14 protein-coding genes and 1 pseudogene are annotated in these 26,246 nt (G+C 59.3%); 4 read left to right on the forward strand and 11 right to left on the reverse strand.

The window, feature by feature from the left end; genetic code table 11:
• Positions 1 to 32: 32 nt before the first annotated feature.
• The 7 genes from pepT to JTP94_RS10695 form a co-directional block, all read right to left on the reverse strand.
• Entirely contained in the window at positions 33 to 1,280 is a 1,248-nt protein-coding gene (pepT, locus tag JTP94_RS10665; RefSeq protein ID WP_204850511.1) for a peptidase T, read from the reverse strand.
• 91 nt (positions 1,281 to 1,371) lie between these two features.
• A complete protein-coding gene (locus JTP94_RS10670; protein ID WP_204850467.1) occupies positions 1,372 to 2,610 on the reverse strand; it encodes a CapA family protein in 1,239 nt (412 codons plus the stop codon).
• A gap of 89 nt (positions 2,611 to 2,699) precedes the next feature.
• Positions 2,700 to 4,364, reverse strand: a complete 1,665-nt coding sequence (locus JTP94_RS10675) for an ABC transporter ATP-binding protein (protein ID WP_204850468.1) — start codon at positions 4,362 to 4,364, stop codon at positions 2,700 to 2,702.
• Positions 4,361 to 5,236, reverse strand: coding sequence for an ABC transporter permease (locus JTP94_RS10680; RefSeq protein WP_204850469.1), 876 nt, complete (start codon positions 5,234 to 5,236; stop codon positions 4,361 to 4,363). The genes JTP94_RS10675 and JTP94_RS10680 overlap by 4 nt, the downstream gene beginning before the upstream one ends.
• A gap of 11 nt (positions 5,237 to 5,247) precedes the next feature.
• Complete coding sequence (locus JTP94_RS10685) at positions 5,248 to 6,225, reverse strand: ABC transporter permease (RefSeq protein WP_204850470.1); 978 nt, start codon at positions 6,223 to 6,225, stop codon at positions 5,248 to 5,250.
• 6 nt (positions 6,226 to 6,231) lie between these two features.
• Positions 6,232 to 7,824 carry an ABC transporter substrate-binding protein gene (locus JTP94_RS10690; protein WP_204850471.1) on the reverse strand — a complete coding sequence of 531 codons (1,593 nt, stop codon included), beginning with the start codon at positions 7,822 to 7,824 and terminating at the stop codon, positions 6,232 to 6,234.
• A 163-nt stretch (positions 7,825 to 7,987) separates the two neighbouring features.
• On the reverse strand, positions 7,988 to 8,527 hold the full coding sequence (locus JTP94_RS10695) for a hypothetical protein (RefSeq protein ID WP_204850472.1): 540 nt from the start codon (positions 8,525 to 8,527) through the stop codon (positions 7,988 to 7,990).
• Positions 8,528 to 8,650: 123 nt separating this feature from the next.
• Between JTP94_RS10695 and JTP94_RS10700 the strand changes: the two genes are divergently transcribed.
• From JTP94_RS10700 to JTP94_RS35435, 4 genes and pseudogenes are all read left to right on the forward strand, one after another.
• Positions 8,651 to 8,896, forward strand: a complete 246-nt coding sequence (locus JTP94_RS10700) for a helix-turn-helix domain-containing protein (protein ID WP_204850473.1) — start codon at positions 8,651 to 8,653, stop codon at positions 8,894 to 8,896.
• A 223-nt stretch (positions 8,897 to 9,119) separates the two neighbouring features.
• On the forward strand, positions 9,120 to 10,442 hold the full coding sequence (locus tag JTP94_RS10705) for a type II toxin-antitoxin system HipA family toxin (protein ID WP_204850474.1): 1,323 nt from the start codon (positions 9,120 to 9,122) through the stop codon (positions 10,440 to 10,442).
• A gap of 21 nt (positions 10,443 to 10,463) precedes the next feature.
• Entirely contained in the window at positions 10,464 to 10,772 is a 309-nt protein-coding gene (locus tag JTP94_RS10710; protein WP_204850475.1) for a helix-turn-helix transcriptional regulator, read from the forward strand.
• A gap of 115 nt (positions 10,773 to 10,887) precedes the next feature.
• Positions 10,888 to 11,253 (forward strand): annotated as a pseudogene (locus tag JTP94_RS35435) (transposase); the annotation flags it as partial.
• A gap of 137 nt (positions 11,254 to 11,390) precedes the next feature.
• Here the strand turns inward: JTP94_RS35435 and JTP94_RS10720 are convergent.
• The 4 genes from JTP94_RS10720 to JTP94_RS35440 form a co-directional block, all read right to left on the reverse strand.
• Positions 11,391 to 11,594, reverse strand: a complete 204-nt coding sequence (locus JTP94_RS10720; protein ID WP_204850476.1) for a hypothetical protein — start codon at positions 11,592 to 11,594, stop codon at positions 11,391 to 11,393.
• A gap of 65 nt (positions 11,595 to 11,659) precedes the next feature.
• Positions 11,660 to 12,022 (reverse strand): hypothetical protein, encoded by a 363-nt coding sequence (locus JTP94_RS10725; RefSeq protein WP_246754804.1) that lies wholly within the window; start codon positions 12,020 to 12,022, stop codon positions 11,660 to 11,662.
• Between the two features lie 22 nt (positions 12,023 to 12,044).
• Positions 12,045 to 12,332 carry a barstar family protein gene (locus tag JTP94_RS10730; protein ID WP_204850477.1) on the reverse strand — a complete coding sequence of 96 codons (288 nt, stop codon included), beginning with the start codon at positions 12,330 to 12,332 and terminating at the stop codon, positions 12,045 to 12,047.
• Between the two features lie 10 nt (positions 12,333 to 12,342).
• Complete coding sequence (locus JTP94_RS35440; protein WP_246754814.1) at positions 12,343 to 25,998, reverse strand: hemagglutinin repeat-containing protein; 13,656 nt, start codon at positions 25,996 to 25,998, stop codon at positions 12,343 to 12,345.
• Positions 25,999 to 26,246 lie beyond the last annotated feature (248 nt).

Consider the following 26,246-nt stretch of genomic DNA (forward strand, 5'->3'; position numbering starts at 1 on the left):
ACTTTGCCGGTTCATGATTGCCTCTTTTGCGTCTATGCCCTCTGGCCGTCGCTGTCGTGTTCCGCTCCAAGCGTGCACAGCATCAGAGCGGTTTCATAGGATTTTTCGAAAGCGGGGACGGGCAAGAATTCGAAGCGCGAATGGAAATTATAGGCGCCGGTGAAGAAATTCGGGGTGGGCAATCCCCGCGCCGACAGCGCTGCCCCGTCGGTTCCTCCACGCATTGGAGTGAGCTTTTTTGCGATCCCAAGCCTGTCCAAAGCATTGAACAGCAGCTCGGCTGAGCGGTTATCGCCCTGGAGGTAGTCCCCGATGTTATGGTAGGTGTCGGCCACGCTATATTGCACCGATCCTGAAGGATATTGCGACGCGATCCGTTCCACGACTTCGCCGATACGCTGTTTCCGCTGCTCGAATTTGGACTTGTCGAAATCGCGGATCATGACCTTGAGCCGGGCTTCGCTGTCGTTTGCAACAAGGTCCTTGAACCAAAAATAACCTTCGCGTTTCTCGGTACATTCAGGTGTGTCGCTGCGGTCGAAGTGGGACATGAAATCAAGTGCCATCAGCAGCGGATTGACCAGCACGCCCTTTGCCGACATCGGATGGGCACTGACGCCCGTAAAGACGATCTCGCCGGATGCGGCGTTAAAATTCTCCACAACGACTTCGCCAAGCTCGCAGCAATCGATAGTGTAGGCAAAGTCGCATGGGAAGCGGCTCAGATCGAGCGCCTTGGCGCCCCGCAGGCCGATTTCCTCGTCCGGAACGAAGGCGACAAAAATGTCGCCGTGAGGCTGCGACGGCTCAAGCCTGGCAAGGAGGGTCATGATGACCGCGATGGCTGCCTTGTTATCCGCTCCGAGTACGCTGGTGCCGTTGCTGACAATAATATCCTCGCCCTGCCAGGGAATAATCTCCGGATGTTCCGCGATCCGCAACCAGATGTCTTTCGCCGGGTTGAGGCAGAGATCCCGCCCCTCGAAGCGTTTGATCTGAGGCCGGATGACGGCGGAGAGGCCGACATCGACCGTATCGAGATGCGCGATGAAACCGATGCGTGGAGCGCTCGACCGGTTACCGCGCTTTACGCCCATCACAATGGCCTGCTCGTCAACCACGACGTCATCAACGCCGAGGCTGCGCAGTTCCTCCGCCAGTAGCTTGGCGAGTTCAAGCTGCCCCGGAGAAGAGGGCAGATGCGTTGAAGTGGCGTTACTCTGGCTTTCAATGGCAACGTAGCGGAAAAACCGAGCGACAAGTTCATCGCGAATGCCCATCGTGTCTTGTTCAGTCGAATACATTCCATTCCCTCATCGGCGACGAATGATGATGTTCTCGGGCACCAGTATCCTGTGAGTATCCGGCGGATCAGCAGATGCGAAGAATACCTATCCCGCCTTCCAGTTCGATTTGCGCGCCCAGATTTGCGGACTGCTCCTTGAATCGTTTCAGGATTCTCGTCGCACGCTCTCCCGTCGCAAGGTGTGGAACCAGTCGACTTTCGAGCAAGCGATCCTTCAATCCGTCTTCTCCGCCGATCACGATCGGATAGAATCTGATGTCGATCAGATCGTTATCCTGCCCGTAAGAGCACAAGCCGACAACACTCTCCCACACTTCAGGCGCTCGCCAGGTCGATTTCTCCGACCTCACATGGAAGATGAAATTGCCGAGACTGTAAAAAATCGGACGGCGCCGATAGATTTCCACGGGTTGAAGCACTGGTGCGCCATGGCTGACGAACATGGCAGCACCCGCGTCGATGCACTGTCTTGCAACGCCACTGACCCACTCCGGTACCTCGTACCAGTCGGAAGCCCAGTGATGGTGGTGCAGATAGGCTATGACGAGGTAGCCATCCCTGGCGGCAGAAGCGATCGCCTCGAGGTTCCGGGTAAGGTCGTTTTCATCGATCTTGACGCTTCTGCCGAAGCTGTCGGCTCGTTTGAAGATTGCCCGCGAAATACCGATCTCCTCAAGCGGATCGACAAGCGGCGGATCATCCGGCTGGCTATCATTGGTGAGGTCGATCGCCGTGTAGCCGACACTCTCCCGAATGGAGCGAAGCTGTCCGAAGGCCGCGTCATCGACCTCGATGACTTGCGACAGACGCAGCCGGTTCACGCCAGGACGCTCAGGCCGGCCTACGTCTACATTCGCCGCATACATGAAGTCGGGACCTGGACCTCCGTCCATCGCGACGATGGCGACACGCCGCCCACCAATCGTTCCAGTGCCTGCCCGCGAAGCCTCGAATTGGTTGCGGCCGAGACCCGCATGGAGGAAGCCTCGCTTCTCGACCTCTTCCAGGGTCGAGAGCACACCGGATGGGCCAAGATCGAAGGCATGGTTGTTCGAAAGCGAAAGTGCGCGAAACCCGATCCCCTGGAGCGCATCCAGGATGACAGGATCGCTACAGCCGAAGAATGATCCCTTGAGCGGCCATCCTCCGTGGCTGCCAAGGATCGTTCCCTCGAAATTGGTGAACGAAAGATCCGCCTGGTGAAGCAGGGCCTGAACCTCCTGAAACGCCGAAGCTCGGATAGCGCGGATGTCGTATTTTATGAGCGATTGGCCCGTGACGGCCAATGTGAACCTGTCAGTCATAAGTCACCTTTTGCGGTAGTAAGAACCACCAATGTCTGGAAAGTTGGTATTCAAGGCCGAGCCCGGCGCGCCGGCGGCCTAATTGGGCCTCAACAGGTGAACCGGCCGGGCCGGGCGTCGATGAGGGCGCGCGTGTAGGGATTTTGCGATTGTGAGAAGATGAAATCGGAAGGCCCAAAATCCTCGACCCGGCCGTCTTTGAAGATGTAGACGGAACTGCAGAGCTGCTGCACGACGGCGAGATCATGGGAGATGAAGATCATCGTCATTCCCTGCTCGGCAATGATCTCCTTCAGGAGCCTGACGATTTCGGCCTGTACCGACACATCGAGAGCCGACGTGGGTTCGTCCGCAATGATGATCTCAGGCCTTGCCAGCAGCGCCCGGGCAATGCAAACGCGCTGCTTCTGGCCACCCGACAGCTGATGCGGATACCGGGTGAGCATGTTCCGGGCGAGACCGAGCCGGTCCATCATCCGTGCCGCCTCTCCCAACTCATCACTGGGATGCATGCCGGCACCAAACCGGATGCTTTCGCGCAGTGTCTCGCTGATGGTCATCCTGGGATTGAGCGACACCGCGGGATCCTGGAAGATCATCTGCGCGCGGCCGAGCAGGCGGTTGCGGCGGCCGCTCTTCGAAACATCGAACTCGTTTCCGCCGATTGTCACGCGTCCCACTGAGGCCGTGTCCAGTCCGGCGATAATCCGGCCGAGCGTCGTCTTTCCGCTTCCGCTCTCGCCGACAATGCCGATGATCGCACCACGTGGCAGCGCGATGCTCACATCGCGGAGGGCGAACTTCGCCATGTTCCGGCCAGGACGCCACGAGAACCCTTGTGGTGCGAAGGTCTTCGAAACACCGGCGGCGGCGAGCAATATGTCGTCGCCCTCCCCTCTCCCGAACGAAATGGTCCGGCTGCCATTGGCCTTCGCCGCTGTTGCCAAAGTCCTCAACCGCGGGACCGCTGCAAGCAGGCTGCGCGTATAGTCGTTCCTGGGCGCATCCAGAATGGTCGCGGTGTGATCCTGCTCGACCACCTGGCCCTTTTTCATGACGAGAACCCGGTCGGTAATCTCGGACACCACCCCCATGTCATGGGTGACCAGAATGATGGAGACGCTCGTCTCGTCGACGAGAGTACGGAGAAGCTTCAGAATCTGCTTCTGAACCGTTGCATCCAGCGCCGATGTCGGCTCGTCGGCGATGATGATGTGGGGAGATCCCGCCAGCGCGATGGCAATGACCACCCGTTGCCTTTGCCCTCCGGAGAATTGGTGAGGATAGTTGCCGTATCGCTGCTGCGGCTCCGCAATTCCGACGCGGTCCAGGAGATCAAGGGCACGTTGACGCGCGGTACGCCGCGATAGAGAGCCGTCGAACGCAAGAATTGTCTCCTCGATCTGCGCACCGACGCTCATCAAGGGATCAAGCGAGGCGGTATGATCCTGGAAGATGGCGGATATCCTCCGCCCTCGGATGGCGTGCCCCTCCCCTCCCATGGCGCCGATCGGCTTGCCGTCGAATTCGATCGTGCCGGACGTCCGCTGGAACTCAGCCGCAAGCAAGCCTAGGACGGCATTGCCCAACGTCGATTTTCCAGCACCCGACTCGCCTATGATGCCGAGGATCTCTCCGCGCCGAAGCTCGAAGCTGACGTCAGACAGGATCGTAACCGGTCCGGATGCGGAGAGATGGCGAAGGCCGAGGTTCTTCACCTGAAGCAGAGGCATTGTTCCAGTTTCGTAAGTCATACCGGACGGCTCCTTGGATCGAGACGACGGCGAACGTCTTCACCGACGAGATTGATGCTTGCGATCAGGCCGAAGAGGGCGAGGCCGGGGAAAAGGCTGATCCAGTATTGACCGGTCAGAAGGTACTGGAACCCGTTTGCAACCGTGGAGCCGAGCGACGGCTTGTCGATCGGAACGCCAAGGCCGAGAAAGGACAAGGTTGCCTCGAGCGCGATGGCGTGGCCGACCTCGATCGGTATCAAGGTCACGGCCGGCGCGATGCTGTTCGGGAGCAGGTGGCGGAAGATGATCCTGGATGTCGGCAACCGCATCAGCCGGGCCGCGTCCATGTAGGACTTATTCGTCTCGCTGAGCGCCACGCTTCGCGCCAATCTCGCATAGCTTGCCCATTGGGCGATGATCAGCGCCAGAATGATCCGGTCTATTCCTGGCCCGAGCGTAACGATCGCGATCAGGGCGACGAGGATCGTCGGCAGGCTGAGCTGAAGGTCGACCAACCGCATGATCACGATGTCGATCCATTTGCCGAAATAAGAGGCGCTGACGCCGGCCGTCAGCCCGATCAGGGCAGCAGCAGCCGCACTCGTGACAGACACGACCAGGCTGATGCGCAAGCCATAGAGGATACAGCTGACGATGTCCCTGCCGAGCCCGTCCGTCCCGAGCAGGTAGAGATAGCCGCCGCTCCCCCAGGTGCCTGGAGGAGAGGATGCCTCCCATCCATAGATTTGCAGGGGATCGTATGGGTTTTGCGGCGCGATCGCTGGGGCAGTAAGGGCGAGCAGGACATAGGTTGCAAGCAGGATCTTGGACGGAGTTAGCACCTGCCGCTGAGGACGCCGGTTCAACGCCCGGAGAATATGAGCTTTCATGGCAGTTCCCTTTATGAGGCCAGGCGCACGCGCGGGTCGAGCACGGCATGGAAGAGGTCGACAAAGGCATTCAGGGCCACAAACGCGACCGAGATGAAGGTCAGTGTCGCCATGACCACCGGCCTATCGAGAAGCTGGATGGAGTCGATCAGAAGCTTTCCGACGCCCGGCCACGAGAAAATCGATTCCACCACCACCGCGAAAGCGAGCATGCCGCCGAATTGCAGGCCGATGATCGTCACGATCGGCACGCTGATATTCGGCAGGGTGTGGCGAAGCAGGATCGTTCGTGAGGAAAGCCCCTTCGCACGGCAAAACCGCGTAAAGTCCAGGCTCTCGACCTCGATCGTGCCGGATCGCGAAAGCCGCGCGATGAGCGCGATGTTCGGTATCGCCAGTGCAAGTGCCGGAAGAACCATGTGCCAGGCGCCGTCCTTGGTCAGGACGCTCCACTCCTGCCCGAGGAAACTAGCCGTCGCGCCCCTGCCCCCGGATGGAAACCAGCCCGTCAGGATGGCGCCGGTGAGGATCAGCATCATGCTCAGCCAGAATGATGGGACGCTCAATGCGAACACGCTCGATCTCAGGACGCTCCGGTCGAGCAGCGTTCCTCTCCTCCGGCCGGCCAGGAGCCCCACTCCTGTTCCGGCCGGAGCCGCGATGAGCATCGCGATACATGCGAGCTCAAGCGTCGCGGGAAGCTTGCTCATGACCAGCTGGAGGGCTGGCAGATGATAGATATAGGAGGTTCCGAAGTTCCCATGGACGACATTGCTAATGAAGAGGAAGTACTGGCGCCAGATTGGCTGATCCAGTCCGAGCGCGACCGTCGCGCGCCGGATGTCCTCAGGCGTGGCGGTTTCGATGTTGACGATATTGAAGACTGGATTGCCGATGCTGTGAATGCCGATGAAGCCGATCAACGACATGGTGAGGAGAAGAAGGAAGGCTTGGCCCAGCCTTCCCAACGCAGCTGAAATCAAGGCCATGATCGTTCACTCCGTCGCTGGAAGCGTCTGCATCGCGGTCGTCCAGCCGCGGGGGTGCATCGCATAGGAGCCAACCCGCGGGCCGTAACCGACGATATGATGGAAGTGGTAGAGGGGAATGATCGGCTGGTCGGCCATCACGACATCCGTCGCGTCGGCGAGCGCCTTGTTCCGCTCCGGGCCTTCCTGGATGCTTTCCGCCTTTGCGAGCATCGCGTCGAAAGCGTCGTTCCGATAATGCCCAAAATTCAAGGCTCCGGTTCCACGTTCGGTATTTGGCGACGCCAGCAGAGCATGGAGAATGATATCGACTGCCTCGCCTGAGGTGCCGCCGTACCAGACGCCATAGTCGCCGCTAGCTCGCTTGGTATTGAACACCGAGAACGGAAAGACAGCAGGCTGGACGGCGACGCCGATGCGTGCCCAGCTTTGCGCGATGGCCTGGAGGCTTTCGCTATCGCCGGGATAACGGCCAGTAGGTCCGGCGAGAACGACGTTGAAGCCGTTTGGAAAGCCGGCCTTTGCGAGAAGCGCTTTTGCTTTGTCATAATGCGGAGATTCAGGCTTCAGATTTACCGAAGTGCCCGGCAGTCCGCCCGGGAAAGCCTGCGCGGCGGCTGTGCCGTAACCGGCAAGGATCTTGTCGACGAGAATTCCGCGATCCGTTGCCATCGCAAGCGCGCGCCTCACCGAGGGGTCCTTGAAGGGATTGGCGATCTGCTCACCCGATTTGCTCGTCACGCCGGGGAGCGTCGCTCTTTCCACGTCGAATTGCAGGAAATTGATGCGCGCCGCACTGATGCTCGCGATCCTGGCACCACGCTGTTTCAGCGACGCTACGTCGCGTGCCGGAATGGCGTCTGCGATGTCGACATCCCCGGTGGTCAATGCCGCCACGCGCGCGGCAGGGTTTTCGATAATCCGGAACGTCACTGCTGACCAAGCGGGTTTTCCGCCCCAATAGTCGTCGTTCCGCGTGAGCTTCAGCATCTCGCCGGAACTCCAGCTCTCGAACCTGTAAGGTCCTGTGCCGACGGGAGGACTACCAGAGTTGAGCTCCTCCGTGGTCTGGAACCCCGGCCCCGGCCGGTGCATGACGAAGATTGAGGAGAGCGATAGCGGCAGGTTCGGGACATTGCCGTTCGTGTCGATGACGACGGTAAGAGGATCGGGCGCCGAAACCGCCTTGATCCCGCTTACATAGGAGCGAAAGCCGCCGGTTGGCGAATTCAGGAAGTCCCGAATGCGCTCGATCGTGTAGACGACGTCGTCCGCGGTGAAAGGCGAGCCATCATGGAAGCGGACATTCTGCCGCAGCTTGAATTCCCATTGCGTGTCTGACGTCGCACGCCAGGAGACGGAAAGGCCGGGCTTCAGATCGAGATGCTCGTCCTGATAGACAAGCCGCTCATAAATATGGGAGAGCAGCGAGGTATTCTCGTTGAGATTTGCGTAATGCGGATCGAGCGTCATCAACTTGTACGAAGTCGCGATTCGAAGCTCCTGTGCCTGTGCCGGCCCCGAGAGAACGCTCCAGGCCGCAAGCGAGATCAGCAACGCGGACAACAGAAGCGAACAAAATGAATTCCCTTGTTTCATTATCGAGTTCCCATTTTTTTGAATTTTTGGCGCAGCCAGCACCGGCGCGGCGGAAGAGGTTCCACCACGTATTCATCACTGGAGCGATGTCCTCAGAGATCCGGCATCGCAGCCGCCACTTGGCCCAAGCGCGACTTGGACTGCAGGCTGGTGCTGATCGCTCCTACGTCGCTACGCCGGAATGCGAGAAGGACATTTCCACATCGATCTTCAGCAGATCGGCAATGACGGAACGGATTTGCGGCCACGGATAATCATCGCTGATGAGCGAGGGTTGCCACTTGGTGACAACGGCATGGAGTTTCGCGGTTGCGCCGATGATCGATTCCGCCGGCGTATCCCACAAGGTTTCCGCGACCTCGTCTTCGAGGGTAAATGCACGCCGTTCTTCTTGGAGCGCGTCGCTGTATCCGAGGTCTTCGTCGGCAGGCTTCCCTGCGTCGGCTGCGTGCAGCGGTGATCCGACCATCGAGAAGAGCTTGGTTTCGAGCCCCTGCTGTCGCAGGCATGATTCGATCACATGTTGCCGGGCCGCACACCATTCGCGCCAGATCGTGAACGCGAGATCGTCATTGCAAACGTCCAACGGCGCGGTGAGCGAGGCTGCAAGCTCCGGATATGTGGGTAAAGACGTCGCCACGAAGGAATGGAAGTCTCTCCGGGTGACCGGAGGCAAAGTTCTGCTATTGTCGGAATCAGTCATGATCCGAGCTCCTGACAGCTTGGTTGTGGTTAGGCTGTATCCGGTGTTGCAAGCGCCGGGTGCAGCCGAGTGATGCTTTTAGTACCATGTGGTAATATAGTTTACAATGAGAAATAAGAAAAAATGAATGGAATAACCGGAGCTCAAATTCGAGCGGCGAGAGCGCTGCTCAGATGGACTGCGGAAGATCTCGCGAAGTCCACTGGTATTGGTGTCATGACGGTACGTCGCGCGGAAGCTGAAGACGGGCAGCCGTCGATTACAGCAGCAAACTTGAAACTGATCAGGATAACTCTGGAGGATGCCGGCATTGAATTCATTGCACGCAATGGCGGTGGGGTCGGCGTGCGATTCAAGAAGCCGGAATGACGAACAGTGGCCTGTTTATACGATGGAGCAATGCCGAGGGGCGCGAGCTATGTTGGGCTGGGACCAAGCTGAGCTCGCGAAAGCAGCACATAAAGCCCGGAAAGGGCGCCCAGGGCCGCGTCGGGAACTGGAAGGGACAGTCGGCATAAAATTATTGATCCACTATATTGGGTTGATTTTTTAGAAGAATAGCATTAATTGATCCATCATAAGGGGTCAATAAATGCGACTAGCACTTCAAATCCATTTTCAAAATGAGTGGCATCAAGCTGCTACACTCGAGATAAACGATGACGACGCGGGCTATCAGGGCGCATCGATCGTTGACTATGACCTCGACTATTTCATTGCGGCAGCATCTCAGGAATTCGCGCTAGGCAAAGCGGTCTGCGATCTTCGCGCGCTGTCTGTCCGCTATCCGGTAGACCTCGAAAACCGATATAGCCGCCATTGGCCTCCCTTTCTTCTAGACCTGATGCCGCAAGGGCACGCAAGGCGGAAGCTCGCAGAACATCTTGGGCTCGTCGAGGCGGCCCGCGCATCCGATCTTCCCCTGCTTCTTCGATCGGCGACGGGGGGAATAGGAAACATTCGGATCAGGCAAGCGGCGGAAGCGGAAGCGGAACGTTTGTACGGCGTGCAGCGCCGAGGCGTTACTGAGACGGATATTCTGGCGCGCTCGGACCGCTTCATGGAAGTCGCCGATCGTTTTGGAATGCTCGCCTCCGGCTCAAGCGGCCTGCAGGGCGAGTGGCCGAAAGTGTCGATGACCCAAGCAAGAGACGGACTATACTACCCTGACAGCTTCGTCGACGACGACGAGGCAATGCGTCATGTCATCGTTAAACTGGTGCGTAGCACCGAGCCAGTAGATCGTCTTATTCTCGAAGGCGAAGCACTGTATTCCCGTATTGCTGTTGAAATCGGCCTGAATGTCAGTGAAGTCTCAACGTATGCGGAAGGCGTGCTGATTATTCCTCGTTTCGATCGGCAAAAGGGGAAGAATGGCCAGACGATACGCCTTGGGCAGGAAAGCCTGGTATCCGCCATTGGTGTTGCCGATTTCGGCCATATCGGCGCGCACGAAATCTATATCGACATTCTAAAGCGATATTCGTCCGATCCGTTCCGCGACATAGTCGAATACCTAGAGCGCGACATCGCCAACCTGGCGCTCGGCAATCCCGACAATCATGGCGGGAACTCCGCATTGAGCAAGCTTCCTGACGGAAGGATCCGGCTGTCGCCGCTATTCGATTTCGCACCCATGCGTCTCGCCAAGGAAGGAATTATTCGCTCCACACGCTGGGCTTCCATGCGCGAGGCAGGCCGTGATCACCTTCCCGATTGGAAACTGATCTGCGCCGCGCTTATGCCCGACCCGGATGAACAGGCGCGCCTCACGATCGCGCTCAGCCAATTTGCCGAGCGTCTGAGGCAGGCGCCTCAAATGGCGAAAGACATTGGCGCGCCGCCCGAAATTCTCGAGCGGGCCATGAGCCGCTGCATCGAGATTGCGGACAGCGTTGCAGTGGTCTGCGCGTAACGCCGGAAAGGAACGGATAAAATGGCTCGCTGGAAAAAGCCCACGAAAGAAGAAGTTCTAGAGCACCGCCGAAATCTGGCCGAGCGAGCACGACAGGGTGCACTGCGCCTACCTAGCGCCGTGGTTGAAATTCGCAAGAGCTTTGGAATGACACAAGAGGAGTTCTCTAAAACCCTCGGCCTGACACGACGGCAAATCGCAGAAATCGAAGCCGGCACAGCAAATCCGACATTTGAAACGCTGGACAAGATCGGCCGGCTGTTCGGATTCACCGTGGGTTTTGTACCAAGAACTGCCCGCGAGGACACCACAAAGTCGCCGTTCGACTGACAATAACAAGTTTCAGAAATACAAAAGCTGGCAGAGTAATTTTGCTTCAATGACCTGAGTCCCTGATCTTCCTCCAAATTTTGGTAGAGTCCGTCACTCTGAGGAGACGGACAGCATGAAGCATTCACGGTTCACGGACGAGCAGATCATCCGATGTCTGCCGCAAGCACGGGATATCCGAAGCGACCTTCTACAAATACAAGGCAAAGTTTGGCGGCATGGAGGTTTCCGATGCCCGCAAACTGAAGGCTCTGGAAGACGAGAACGCCAAGCTGAAGAAGCTACTGGCCGAGACCATGCGGGATAATGCCATTTTGAAGGATGTCGCTTCAAAAAAATGGTGACGCCCGATGTGAAGCGGGACGCTGTGGCTCATGTCTGCGAACAGCATGGTGTGAGCCAGCGTCGGGCGTGCGAGGTTTTGTCCGTTGATCGGTCGAGCGTGCGATACCGCAGCATTCAGCCTGATGACGCTGTGTTGAATTCCGCCGCGATTTGACCCTTTTTTCCACTTTCGCACGCCCCTACGTGAGCAAAAAAAGCGAAGTATTCCAACAAATTAGGGATATCTATATGGGTCACCGCAAAATGCGCAACTGGATTATTCTCTGGCGGAAATCAACACCCAGCTCCAGCAGGCGCTCGCTCTTCTATTTTCTTTCGATCCCAATTGCTAACAATGCCATGTGCTTCCGGCAGAGGGGGAATGAAATCAATTTCGAAATCGTGGCCGAGGCCGACACGGCACACACACGGGATGTCCTTTTGCCCCAAGAATGCGCGGGTAACAAGATTATTGGCAATTGTCAGTTCGATTTCCATTATGGGCTCCTTGGTACGACGACCTCTGCACCATTGTCGCCCTAGCAAGGCCTACCGCATCCGCACTACTCTTCTTCGTCCCAGAAAGAGCCAATCGGCCCGTATTCTCCGTTGATGATAATCGGGCACCAACCGACGGCGCGATTAAAAAAAGACAGATCAACAATTTCATACTTACCGCCGTCAATCGGCGCGAGACTTACTTTACCGAAGCAGTCATGTGTATAGCTTCCACCGCCATAAGCTGGCGCGCGTTCATTTATCTTCCTGCCGTCCCAGTCGCTGACTTTACCGCAAGCCACAGGCAACGGGTCGATAAAGCTGATTTCGAATTCACGACCGCTGATGCGGCTTAAACAGGGTATCTCCTTCTGCTCAAGTAACGTTTGAGTCAGCAGGTTTTTTGCGATTGTTAGCGAGATTTTCATCGCACCGCCCAACGCGCCTAAATTATCGCAAAATGTATGTAAATTTATCAGATGATGAGCTCTTTTGATCGTGCTTCTGGGCCCTATCTAACACGCTAACAATTCTATCGAACGCGTCTCCGAATCGTTTTTTTGACAAATCCGAGTTTTTCCATATAAGTATAATTTGACCACCCACCAATCCACTCAATAAATCCCACAAAGCATCAGTATTATTTCCATACATACTCGCAACATCCAGAGCAATGGCTATTTTTCTATGAAAATCTTTCTCGGTTTTCATGTCATCACCATCAATCTCTACAATCATTTCTCTATTCCTATTTCCAGGTTCCGATAGGAGTTACAGTATCGTAGTGGTCGTTCGTTACATACAGCAGTCCATCACTAGAATATACAAGTCTGGTCCCAGCGCTGTTCTTGCGGCTCATTGTGCTGTCCACCCCGATGTCTGCCTCGTACCAAGCTCTTCCTGGTGCGGAAGGAAGAACATTCGACGTGTTCTCAAAAATATCCCCCCCGATTTGACCATCAGGAAGGTAGTTGTTTAGTGCCTTACCTCGTGCCCAGCCAAGCTGCTCGGCTTGAGTCTTGGTAACATAATTGCTTGGTAGTTGGCCGGTAGTTTTCAAGCTTTCAACAACCTCGTTTGCTTTCTGGGTTGTTTGCAAATCCAGACTTAATCTAGCACCAGTAGCGGCATTAGCAGTTCCTTCTGACGTGACTGGGATAATCTCTTTCATGAGCTTCCCGGTATCCGCGTCAATCTGAAGCCCCTCGAACGCAGCCCGGATACTATCATCGGCTCCGTTCCTGACAGCGAAGCGGATACCCACCACTTTGCTGCCAGCAGTAACAAAGTTGGCCACGATGAGCCCTGCATCGAGAGCGGCCTGATACTTTTGGGCGTCTTTCTCGGAAACATTGAGCATGGTCAGAGCGGAGACGAGGAGTGTTTGGGCCTCCTTGCCAGTGATGAGCGTTTCCGTATAGCCCACAAGATGGTTGGCGCTATTCACCGCGGCCGCCACTGCCGCCCAGCAGGCCGGGGCGCCGAGGTTACATATGGCCCTCACTCCAACCATGGCAGCCATTTCGAGCATGGCTGCTTGACCCGCGTTGGTGCGATTAACCTGCGCCATCGCACCATCAATCGCATCGGGAATGGATGCTCCGGTTTTGGTGGCATCCGCTAGATAACGGGCGAGGATCACATCTAGATAGACCGACCCTTTGCCCGCAGTCATCTGCGAAAGAGTTTCGGCATCGAAGTTCAGATCAACTGGGTTTTGTCCTGGATCGATCTCGGGGAAAACATCGATACCCGCCCGATCAAGCCGCGCGGCGTATGCCAGAAGGTCCTTCACCATCGATTGGCAGGCATCCGATGCGGAGTTGGCCTTGCAGACCGCCACCAAAGTTATGTCGTTCTGCAGTGATTTTTCTTGGAAGCTTCTGACCGCCGCCCACTCCTCCGCACAATCCGACTGGCATGCTTCGGCCTTCTTCAGAGCTTTGACCGCTTTAAAAAGATCCTCGTCGGCTAGATAATTGTATTTGTAGTTGGCCGCTCCGTAAGCTGCGCCTTCGCCGCCGCCGACAGCCCCGGCCGCCGCCGCTGATAGACTTTGGCCGATCAGGTCGGCAAGTTGTTTACCCTCTTCGGTTCCTTCGTACTTGGTGCCCTTGAGCATGCCATCAACGAGTTCGGCGATGGCAGGGGATAGTAGTGTCGAGGTAGCGCCGCCAAGCGCTCCCCGGATGGCGCCAGACAGATCGTTGACGCCGCCAAGGATGCCACCGCCAATCGCATGCAATACCGCGCGGCCAGCTCCACCCTCGCCCCAGAAGTCCTTCTGAGCCTGCGTCGTGGCATTCAACATCAGATTATTGGCAATATCCGCCACCAGCCCCGCCATGGTGGCTTGAGCAGCCTGCAGATCAGCCTGCGTCTTGTATTGCTCGCGCAGGATGTTCTGCAGGTCCGGCAAGCTGGGCAGCGAGGTGTTGGTGTTCTCCGTATCGCGGCGGATCGTGCCGATGTCCTGAAGCTGGTGCGCCGGATCGGTGATGGTGATGCCGATGTTGCCACCGATGGCCGAGAGCGCCTGGCCGGTCTTGTTCTCGCCGGCCTTGACCGGCGGAGCGATGGAAAGGCCGCTGGTGCCGATCGAGCCGCCATAGGTGTCGGCCTTCCAGGTCGAATGGGTATCGATGTCGGCGACCGTCAGCGTGCCGGTTTCAAAATGGTTCTTGTCCGCCGTCGCCTCGCTGGTGATCAGGCCACCGATGAGCGATGTCTGCTTGTCGACCGTCAGGTCAAGGCCGCCACTGCCGGCATGAATGCCGGATTGTTCCGAGACGACGACAGCATCGCCGGTCGCTTTCTGGGTCACGCCGGAAACGCTGAAGCCATTCGTGCCCACCGAACCCGAGACATTGAGCTGATTGGCCTTGGCGGTTGCCGTATCCACCAGGCTCTCGATCGTCAGATTCTTGACGTCGGCGGTGACAGAGTTGCCGGTGACAGTCGCACCCTTCAGGGCCAAGTCGTTGGTGACGATGGTGACATCGCCGGTGCCGTTGACGTGAGTGTTATAGTGCGTGACCCCCGTTGTGCCGGCACTGCCATCGCCATAGGAGGCGCTGGCGGTAACGCCGGGCGCACCACAGCCCGATTTCGTGCCGCAATCCCAGCTCAAACCGACGCCGACGCTATAGGAGGAGTTCTCACTCGACGTATTCGAGGAACCGGTCGCGGCATTCAGGTTGATGTTGCCGTTTTCGGCCGACAGGAAAATATCACCGGTCAACGGGTCGTTGGAGATGACCGGCAGGCCGTATTTGTCGTAACCGGCGCTGATCTGCGCGCCGTCGCTGGTGATGCTGCCATTCTGAGCCTCCATGGTGATGGAGCGGCCAGCGCGGATGTCGGTAACGACAGGCGACGAGGAGGACGACGACGATTGGCTTTCCTGATGGTTGACGCCCGCCGTCAGCGATAGCGAGAAGCCGAGGCCCGTCTTGTTGGAGGGATCCGTGCTGGTGAGTTGATTATAAGCCTCCTTCAGGTCCTTGTAGCCTTGATAAAAGCCGAGGCCGGCAATGGCGGTGTTGGTCACCGCATTGACCCCGCCGGCATCCGACAGCCGCTCAGCCGAGTTCATGATGCTTTCGCCGGCGGCCACCGCCTTGCTCGAGGCCGCGAAGGTCACGCCGGTAAAGGTCTTTTCATGTACCTCCTGGTAGTTGGTGACGTCGTTGGCCGACAGGAGATTGATGTCATTCTTGGCGAAGAGATTGACGTCGCGCTCGGCCGAAGCGCTGGTCGCCTGCAGGTTGACATTGTTGCCTGCCGAGATGTTGAGATCACGTCCGGCGGACAGTGTCGACACAGCGTTGGTATCGGACTGCTGCGCCGTGCTGTCCTTGGTCGACTGCGCGCCGATGCCGACGGAGAAGCCGCCATTGCCAACGGAGAGGGCCAGGCCGAAGCCGGACTTCTTCTGCTGCTCGGATTGCGACGAGCTTTCCGCCCCCGGCGTGACGTTGACATCGCGTTCGACCGACAGGTTGATATCGCGGTCAGCTGTGACCGTAGAGCCCATGATGTTGAGGTCGGTCTTGCGGGCCGTCAGATTGACGTCCTCGCCCGCTGAAAGCGAAGAGCCGACATTGTCCGTCGAGGCTTGCTGGCCCTGCTTTTCGTTCTTACCGACGAGCGAGATGAAACCGCCGCCGGAGCCAACGAACAGGCCGGAATCCTTGCGCTTGCTGTCGGACTGGTGATCCTCCTGCGCTCCGATCACAGCGACGCTGTCACCGGAGACGTTGATGGAGCCATCAGCATCCACCTTCGAACCGGCAATGACGGCCGCCTTGCCGGCATCGAGATTGACGTCGCCCGAGGCGGAAAGCGTCGAACCGGCGGTGGTCTCATTGTAACCGTCATAGCTGTAAGTACCGCTGCGCAGAAAGCCCTTGCTCTTCGAGCTGTCATGCTCTGTCTCGGTGTCCTTGCCGGCGGTAGCAATCAGGTTGCCGCCGGTCTGGATGTTGAGATCGGATGTATGCGTGGCGTCGCCGGCCGCGACGCTTGAGGCGGAAACGGTGGTGTCGCCGCCGGAGATGATGGTTACGCCATCCTTGCCGGAGATCGACGAGCCGGCCGCTGTGGTGGTCTCCAGATGGCCGGAGGCGTTCGTCTTTGTCGAGCCAAAGAAGCCGCTCTTCTTGGTGCTGCTGTTGGTGTTGAGCGTATAGGCGTCGGTCGCTTGGGCGATCGTGACATCGTCCTTCGCCTGCAGGCCAACCGAACCATCGGCCGCCATGCTGCTGCCGATGACGTTGATGTCAGCGCCAGACTTGGCGACGATATCGCCACCCGCGGTGATATCGGAGCCGGTATGGGTTGTTGAAGACGAGGAGCCCTTGCCGAATGTCGAATTCGACTGGCTTTGCGACGTGGTGATGTTGATGTCACCGTTCGAGGTCAGGCCGACATCGCCCTTGGCCGACAGATCCGAACCCGAGATCAGGACACCGGTATTGCCATTGACGAGCAGATTGCCGCCGGCTGTCAGCTGTGAGGCTTGCTGGTCGGTGCCTGTGGTCTTGGTGTAGCCATCGTCGGTCCGCCGGGCGACGTCCGTGGAGACGATGTTGACCGCACCGCTCGTGGCTGTGACGTTGAGGACGCCGCCCGATTTGGCGGAGGAGCCTATGATATTGACGTCGGTGTTGCCGGTGATGGCAAGATTGCCGCCAGCCGTGATGCGCGTTCCCGTGGCATTTTGCTGGCCGCCCGCCGTGGTCGCACCACCATTGTCGACCTTTGCTGTTGCAAGGGTGATGGTCTGGCCGGAGAGCTGTGCCGAGCCGCCCGCGGCAATCTTCGAGCCGGCAAGCGTCAAGCTGCCGGCGCCGGCATCGACCTTCAGGCCACCACCGGCTGTTATTCCACCGCTGGAGGCGACGACCGACTGGCCGCCGATGTTCATCGTCTGCGCGGCGAGCGTGATGCCGTTCGAGGCATTCAGGTTCATGTTGCCGCCGGCAAGGAATGTGCCGCCGTTGGCCTTGATGTCGGTGGCGTTGATGGTCATGCCGCCAGCTGCGGCGATGGCGCCGGAGTTGTTGAGGCTGCCAACATCCACACTGACCGTGTTACCCGCAATCAAGGCGCCGGCACTGTTGATCTTCGCCCGGTCCGCAGCCGAGAGATAGACGGCCGGCACCAGCACTTGCGCGCCATCGATGGTCTGGCTCTGGTAGATCACGATGGACTCGGTGAGCGACGCCGCCTGTTCCGGTGTGAGTGCCTGACCGAGGGCAAGACCGTGTGCTTGCGCATAGGCAACGCCATTGTCGAGCAGCGTCTTCATCTGATCGGTAGCATTGTTGCCGGGGATGAACGAACCACTGCCCAGACCATCGCCGACGAGCTGGCGCAATTGCGTATCGACGAGCTGATTGTCGAAATAGGCGTCGCCCAGGAAGGGAACCTTGGTCTCGGGCGTATAGCCGACCCTGTCGATGAAATATCCCGAACCATAGAATTTGGAGACGTCGAGGAAGGCAGCTCGGGTCTCCAACAGTAAGACCTGGCCGGGGATCGTGCCGCCGACGCCACCCGATTGCGGCTTGGCAAGCGAGGCGAGTTGAGCGCCGTTCACTTGCAGAACCAGGGCAAGATTGCCGCTGTTGCCGATGGCGATAATGAGTTTGCCGATAAGGCTGTTCGGATTGACCGAGGCACCGCCGGCTGCCGCCAGACTGCCACCATTGATCGACGCCCCGCCATCTGCGGTCAAGCCATTGCCGCCGACCACGGTGCCGCCGGCCACTGTCAGGCCGTTGCCATTGACGGAGGCGCCACCTGCGGCCGTCAGGCCGTTGCCGCTGATTGCCGGACCACCACCAAGCGTCGGGCTACCACCGCCAATTGACGGGCCGCTGCCAACGTTTGCGCCGCCGTTGGCGGCTACACCCGCAAGTGTTGCGTTGACATCGAACAGGGCGCCGCCCGCCGTCATGCTGCCAAGTGCCGAGAGTGGGTTCCCAGGATTGCTCAAGGACGCAACGCCGGTCCCTCCCGACACGGATCCGGAGGCGGACGTATTATTGATCGTACCGAACCCGAGAGTGAGTGCGCCGGCAGCCTTGATGTTGCCTGCCGCGCCGCCGATCACCTGCGAGCTCGAGACGATCGAGGTTCCATTGGCCATGTCGCGTGACGGATCGGCCGTGCCGTCGGCATTGTAAGCCGTGCAGGCGCTTTGGGCATTGCAGGTCAGCATGGTCGTGCGGCGCAGCGCGACACCTTCATTGTTCAACACCCCGCCCTTCAGCGTGGCATTGCCGCCGGCTTCGATCGAGCTGTAGGAATTGTTGAGGTTGGTGGCATCGATATTGACAGTGCCGCCGGCACGGATGACCGCTTCCGGGCTGAGCGCGCTGGTGAACTGGTCGTCATAGATCGACTGGCTGATATTGGCGGTCGGATCCCATGTGTACGTCGTGCTGGTGTCCGCGATGCCGCCTCTTCTCACCTCATCAACGATGAAATACTTCGACGGATTGTTGGGGTCGAGGACTGGAGTGCCGTTGCCGTCCTTCGGCACTCTCGCCAGGATCCAGTCATAGATCGGCCGGACTGCTGTCGGTCCGTTGGCGGAGGTCCAGGTCCAGGCATGGTAGGAAGTGCCGTCCGCGAGCGTCGCCGTAGACCAAAGCAGGGGCTGGTAGTCCTGCCACAACGGCGGATCGATGCCGGGATAAAGCTGGAACATGTTCTGGTCGCTCGTTTCCATATAGGCGAACGGTTGACCTGCCACGGCGGGATTGAGCACGAAGGTGCCGACGACACCGCCGGAGGATACCAGTACGCCGGTTGTCCATGTCGGCGTGGTTGACCGCCTGTTGGTCAGATTGCTGGTCAGGATCGACATATCCCCGCCGGCCTGGATGAGACCGGAGATGTTGGTGACGCCGCCGTTGCGCTGTCCCGCTGCGGCTCCCTGGATGGAGAGATCGTTCTGCGCGAAGATGGCACCCCGGTCATTGGTAAGGACACCGCCGACGAATAGATTTGCGTTATTGCGGGTGAAGACGAGGCCGGAAGAGGTGTTGTTCAGGTCGCCTGTGGTGCGCAAAACGAGATCATTGCCGGCGGCGAGCTGGCCGGCATTGATGAACGACGGCAAGGTCAGTGTCAGGTCATGCGCCGCGAGCAGCTCGGTATTGGCGTTCGTCGTGAGACCACCGGCGGCCGAGATGGCGATATCGCCGGAGCCACCGGCATTGGTGACGGTGCTGATTTGCGCGTTGGAGAGATCGGCGCTACCGGAGAGATTGAGGGCCAGGCCGCCGAAGATGAGAGTGCTGCCCGAGAGGTTGGCCGATGATGCGTTGACGATCAGCGTGCCACCGCCGGCGAGATTGCTGCCTCTGGCGCCGGACAGATCCAGCGCACCGGTGTTAAGCGTAAAATTGCCGCCGACACGGGTGGTGCTGGTATAGGCGATGCTGCCGGGCGCCGTGAGGGCGGCGTTGCCTAGGCTCTGCAGGCTGGAATAGCCGATGTTTTGCGTGGCCGTGGCGGAAAGATTGCCGCCTGAGAGCAGAGAATTGGCATTGATGCTGCCGTTCGAGGCCGACAATGTCATCGTGCCCGCACGCCGCAGCATCAGGCCGCCGGTCGATGAAGCCTTGGTGGCGGCGAAATCTACGCCGGATACCAGCGTATCGATATTGATCGACCGGGCGTTGAGGTTGACGTTGCCGGTACCGAGCGATTGACCCTTGAGCGTAATGGCGTTGCCGGCGCTGATGGCCAGGTCGCCATGGGCGACGGCATTGGCACTGACATTGTTTGCTGCGTTGGCGGTGATGGTCCCCGCAGCGAGCAGGCTGTTAAACGCGATATCGCCGGCCGTGGCGCTGAGCGAGAGGTTGCCAGTCTGGCCAAGGATGACATTACCGGTCCCCGATTGGTCCGTCGCCGCAAAATCGACCCCCGCCGCGATGACATTGCCGCTGATAGCAGAGCCGGTGATCGAGACACCGCTTGCACCAAGGAGCTGGCCGTTGATCTTGACCGCGCCAGGACTGGTAGACGAACCGATCGAGACTGCGCCGTGGCTTGTGATGTTGCTCGCAGTGAACGCACTTGCCGCTGCATTGAGATTACCGGCAACAATCAGCGTACCGGAGGTGGCGCTTCCTGCATTGATGTCGAGATCGCCGCTTGCTTTGAGCGCGATGGCGCCGTTTGACGATTGAGCGGTGGCGGCGAAGTCCACACCGCTGATGGCCTGGCCAAGCTGGACGGTCGGGCCGGAGAGCGAGACGTCGCTGCCGCCGAGGAGCAGGCCCGTGACATTGACGCTGCTCGTGCCGGCAAGGGTGATGTCGCCATGCGCTGTAACGGCGTTGGCTGTTATGGTCGCGGCTTGCGCATCGATCGAGCCTGCCACCAGCATGGTCTGCGCGGATAGCTTCGTGGACGCTGCAAGCGTCATGTCGCCGGTCCGCCCCAGCACGATGCTGCCACCGGCGGCATTGGTGGCGGCAAAGTCGATGCCGGAGATCAGCGTTGGTGCGCTGATGCTACCGCCGTTAATGGTGAGGTTGCTCGCGGAGAGGATCTGATTGGAGACAGCGACGTCTCCGGTGATGCCGACCTTTCCATGGCTCGTGATGCTGTCGGCGGTGAGATCCGCCGCCTTTGCCGTGAGATCACCGGCAGAAAGGATCGTTCCTCCGGCGATATTGCCGGAGGCGGTCAGATTCGTGCTGCCGGACGAACCCAGCACGATATTGCCGCCAGCAGCGTTGGTAGCGGCAAAGTCGATGCCGGAGATCAGAATGGGCGCGGTGATGTTGCCGCTACTGATGGTGAGATTGTCGCCCGCAAGGATCTGATTGTTCACATCGACATTACCAACAATACCGACTTTGCCGTGACTGGTGATGCTATCGGCCGTGAGATTGGCCGCCTTCGCCGTGACATCGCCGGCCGACAGGATCGTGCCGGCAGCGATGTTACCGGAGACGGTGAGGTCCGTGGCGCCGGAATTGGCAAGCTTGATATTGCCGCCGTTCGCCTCGGTCGCGTCAAAATCGACGCCGGAAACGAGGAGGCCGGCGTTGAGGCTGTTTGCGTTGATCGCGAGATCGCCGGCCGATAGCACCTGGCCGCTGATGTCAACGCGACCGCTTGCGCCAGTGCCGCTGGCCTTGAGGTCAGTGTCGCCATGGGCGGTCAAGCTGGCCGCCTTGAGATTGGCGCCCTCGGCACTGAGATCGCCGGCCGACAGCAGCGTGCCGACGGTGATATCGCCCGTGGAGATCAGCGAAACGTCACCGCTTGTTGTCTGGACGATGTTGCCATTGGCGGCCGCTGTTCTGGCAAAGTCGACACCGGAGACGATGGTGCCGGCCGTCATGCTCTGGCCCGAAATGGCAACATCGTTGCCACCGAGAATCTGGCCGCTGACATCAACGCCGCCGGCAGCCGTGCTGGAAAGGGTGATGTCCTTGTGACCGGTAATCGCATCTGCGGTGATCGACGTCCCGCTAACATCGATGGCGCCGGCTGCCTGCAGTTTTGAAGCCGCCGCACCGCCGCTGACCGAGACTGTCAAATCGCCAGCCCGGCCAAGAACGATATTGCCGCTAGACGAATTGGTGGCGTCGAAGTCGATGCCAGAGACGACCGTCTGCGCAGACAGGCTTTGACCGGTGATCAGCACATTGCCGGCGCCGAGAATTTGACCGGCAACGGTGGTCGCGCCATCGAGCGTGATGGCGCCGTGCGCCGTGACGGCATCGGCGGTCATAGTCGTGCCCCTGGCCGAAAGCGTGCCGGCCGACAGCAGCGTACCGGTGTCGACTGAACCGGTCGAAGCGAGCGTCAGATTCCCGCTTGTCGACTGGACGATGTTTCCGTTGGCCGCCGCGGTTGCCGCGAAATCGACACCGGAGACGATGGTCCCAGCCTTGATACTTGGCCCGGAGATGTTGACATCGCCTCCACCCAGGATCTGGCGATTAACGGTCGTGGCACCGGAAAGGGTGATATCCTCATGGCCGGTGATCGCGTCGGCGGTGATGGACGCGCCGCTGACGTCGATAATGCCGGCTGCCTGCAGGGTCGGCGCCGAAACGGCGCCGTTCACTGACACGGTCAGATCACCGGCCTGGCCGAGAACGATATTGCCGCCCGAGGTATTGGTGGCGTCGAAGTCAATGCCGGAGACGACGGTTTGCGCAGACAGGCTCTGGCCCGTAATCAGCACATTGCCGGCGCCAAGAATCTGGCCACTGATGCCGATCGCGCCATCGAGCGTGATATCACCATGTGCCGTGGCGCTGTCGGCGCTGACGGTCGAACCCGCAGCACTAAGATCGCCAGCCGAGAGCAGCGTGCCAGCATCGATATTGCCCGAAGAGGTCAACGAAACATCGCCGCCAGCCGTCTGAACGATGCTGCCATTGGCGGCGGCGGTGCCGACGAAATCGACGCCGGAGACGACGGTCCCAGCCTTGATGCTCGCGCCGGAGATGCCGATGTTACCGCCACCAAGCACTTGACGAGTAACATCCACGCCGGCGGCAGCCGTGCCGGAAAGAGTAACGTCCTTATGGCCGGTGATCGCATCGGCGGCGACCGACGCGCCACTGATATCAATGACGCCGGCTGCCTGTATGGTCGGCGCCGCGACCGCACCGTTGACCGACACAGTCAAATCACCGGCCTGGCCGAGAACAATATTACCACCGGAAGCATTGGTAGCGTCAAAATCGATGCCGGCGACGAGGGTCTGGGCTGAAAGGCTCTGACCGGTGATCAGCACATTGCCGGCGCCGAGGATCTGACCGCTAACAGTGGTTGCGCCATTGAGCGTTACAGCGCCGTGGGCCGTAACGTTGCCGGCGGTGATGGTTGCACCATTGGCGTTGAGTTGACCAGCCGACAGAAGCGTACCGGCCGTCAGGCTACCCGCCGAGATCAGCGAGAGATTGCCGCTTGTCGTCAGGACAATGTTGCCGTTGGCCGCGGCTGTTCGGGCAAAGTCGACACCTGAGACGATGGCGCCGGCCTTGATGCTGGAGCCGGAGATGCTGACGTCATTTGCACCGAGAATCTGACCGTCAACTTCAGTGGTCCCGGAAAGAGCAATATTCTTGTGGCCGGAAATGGTGCCGGCAGAGATATTCCCGGCCTTTACATCGATGGAACCAGCTGCCTGGATGGTCGGCGCAGCGAGGGCGCCGTTGACCGATACCGTCAGGTCACCGGCCTGGCCAAGAACGATATTGCCCCCTGCCCCATTCGTCGCATCGAAATCGAGGCCGGCGACGACCGTCTTGGCCGACAGGCTCTGGCCGGTGATCAGGACATTGCCGGCGCCAAGGATCTGGCCGCTTACATCCACGCGACCGCTCGCGGTCGTCGTGCTGGAGGCGCCCTTAAGCGTCAGATCACCATGCGACGAGACATTGCCGGCGGTGACGGTCGCACCCCTGGCATCAAGGTTGCCTGCAGACAACAGCGTGCCGGCGCTGAGCAAGCCCGACGCCGCAAGTGTCAGATTGCCGGTTCCCGTTATCGTCGGGCCAAGGGTAATGCGCCCGCCAGCCGCATCGGTGGCGGCGATATCGACACCCGAGACGATGGCGTCGGCCGCGATACTCGGGCCGGAGACGCTGACATTGCCGGCACCGAGGATCTGACCCGTAACGGTCGTGGCGCCGGAAAGCGTGATGTTCTTATGGCCGGTGATGGTATCGGCGGTGATGGTCTGGCCGATGGCATTGATCGCGCCGGCCGCAAGCACGGTTCCGGCTCGTATGCCACCGGCGCCATCATTGACAGTGAGATCGCCGCTCTGCGTCAGTACGATATTGCCGCCAGCCGACTTGGTCGCTGCAAAGTCGACACCGGAAGCCAGAAGATCGGCATTCACGCCATTGGCGTTACCAGCGATGGTGATGTTGCCGGCACTGAGCAATTGGTTGGCGACACTGACGCCGCCAGCGATGCCGACGTTGCCGTGACCTGTCAGATTGTTTGCCTGTAGCAGTGCTGCCCGAGCATTCAGATCACCAGCCGACAGCAGCGTACCAACAATGATATTGCCGGTCGTAGCGGTCAAATCGAGCGTGCCGGATGGACCGACAGCGAGAGTGCCGCCAGCCGCATTGGTGGCGGCAAAGTCGACGCCGGAGGCGATGGCGCTTGCCTGAATGGCAGCCCCGGAGATCAGGATATTGCCAGCGCCGAGGATCTGGCCGCTCGCGTTGGTCGATGCGCTGATGGTGATCGCCCCATGCGACGTGATGTTGCTGGCCGTCAACGAGGTTGCGGTCGCCGTGAAATTGCCGGCAGACTGGATGTTCCCGGCCGTCATGTTGCCGGTGGCACTTGCGCTCAGGCTTCCAGCCGATAGCAGATTGCCGGTGGTAATATTACCCCCGGTTGCCGTCAGACTGAGATTCCCGGCGGAGCCGAGCATGACATTGCCATTGGGATCGGCGCTGGTAGCGGCGATATTGATGCCTGAAACAACCATGCCGGTGGAGATCGATCGGCCAGTAGCGCTGACATTGCCTTGCGCCAATACATTACCGGCAATCGCGACATCCAGCCCTGCGGTCAGTCCGATATTGCTATTGCTCAGCAGCGAGCCGGCCGCGATAGAGCCGGCCGTGGCATTGACCGTCAGCGCCCCATTGCTATTGGCGGCACCTGCAATGCGGATATCGCCCGCCGAGGTCGAAAGCGTCGCCGCACCATTACCGGCGGTCACGCTACCGGCGGCAATCCCGCCGCCGGAGTTCATCTGCACACTCGTACCGCTATTTACCTCCCCGGAGACGCTGAGCAACCCACTACCGCTTGCAAGCACGATATCGCTGTCGGCCGCGACTGACTGCAGGGTGATACCCTGATCGGCCTGGACGGCGACTTGTCTCTTCGAACTGACCTTGGCGGCTGTCACCTTCTGCTTCGAGGTGATGGTCACACCCTGGCTGCCCGAGGCATTACCGATCGAGATCTTGCCGTCTGCCGACAGCGACAGTTCACCGGCATTGGCGGCCATGTCGCCGCTCATCTTGACGCCGGCGCCCTTCTCGGTGACGACGATCTTGATGCGGTCGGCCTGCATGGCGCCGAGTGCCGAGCCGTCGATTGCATATTCCGGCGTACCGGAAGTGGCGGTCAGCGCTGTCGCCTCGCCGGTGGCATAGTCGTATTTGCTGGCGCCGCCCGTTAGCCGGATGGTTTTGCCATAGACCGGTGCATTGACGTGGATCTGGCGCGAGACGACGTCGAAGAGATCGACAGCGCCGGGAGCAGCTGCGAAGTTGCCGCCTGCCCCTTCGAAGGTGACATCGCCGCCATTGACGGTGAACCCGGTCAGGCTGCCATCGGCGCCGATATTGGGAACGCCAGTCGTCAGCGTCGCATGCGGCGTATTGATGAAGCCACAACCGTTACAGGTAATTCCGCTTGGATTCGCTATGATGACATCGGCGCGACCACCAAAGACTTCGGTGGGACCGTTGAGTGCCGAGCGATTGGAACTGGTTACTTCGTTGAGGATAACCGAGGCTGGGCTGGAACTGTTAAAGTTCGGATTGCCAGGCGTAACGCCGCCGAGATTGGAGGTGCCGACTTCGCCTTTGAAGTTGTTGAGGATCAGGCCCTGCGTGCCGACATTAAAATTATCATATTTGTTGTGAGACAGGCCCGACGAATTCGGCGTGACGATGTCGATCAGCGGCACGCCATTCGGCGCAGCGCCGACACCCGGCTGATTGGCGGCGGGCGCTGTAGTGCTCGCGGAGACGGACTGGGCGTTGGCAATCACCGGCTGCAATACCAGGAGGCTGCTCAGCGTCAGGGCAAGCACCTTGTGAGCAAGGCGCGCTAGCCGATGAACAAAGTCGCCTGCGGGCGACTGCAAGGCGATCCGCTCTTTGAACGATCTGCCAGACCACTGCCCTAGATGTTTGCCCACAATACGCTCTCGCCCTTTTGAGGTCGGGCTACGTCCGCGGCTCTCGCCGGAACATGTAGCCTACATCTCACCTCGCCCAGGCCGCGTCATGCGGCTCATATTATTGAATTTTCTTGATCGACTTGTCGGCCAACGTCAATCTCTACACGGATACGGAGAGAAAACTTGGGGATGTTCGCGTTGGTTTGGTAAAG

This window comes from Martinezella lusitana (assembly GCF_016901135.1).
Taxonomy (GTDB): domain Bacteria; phylum Pseudomonadota; class Alphaproteobacteria; order Rhizobiales; family Rhizobiaceae; genus Rhizobium; species Rhizobium lusitanum_D.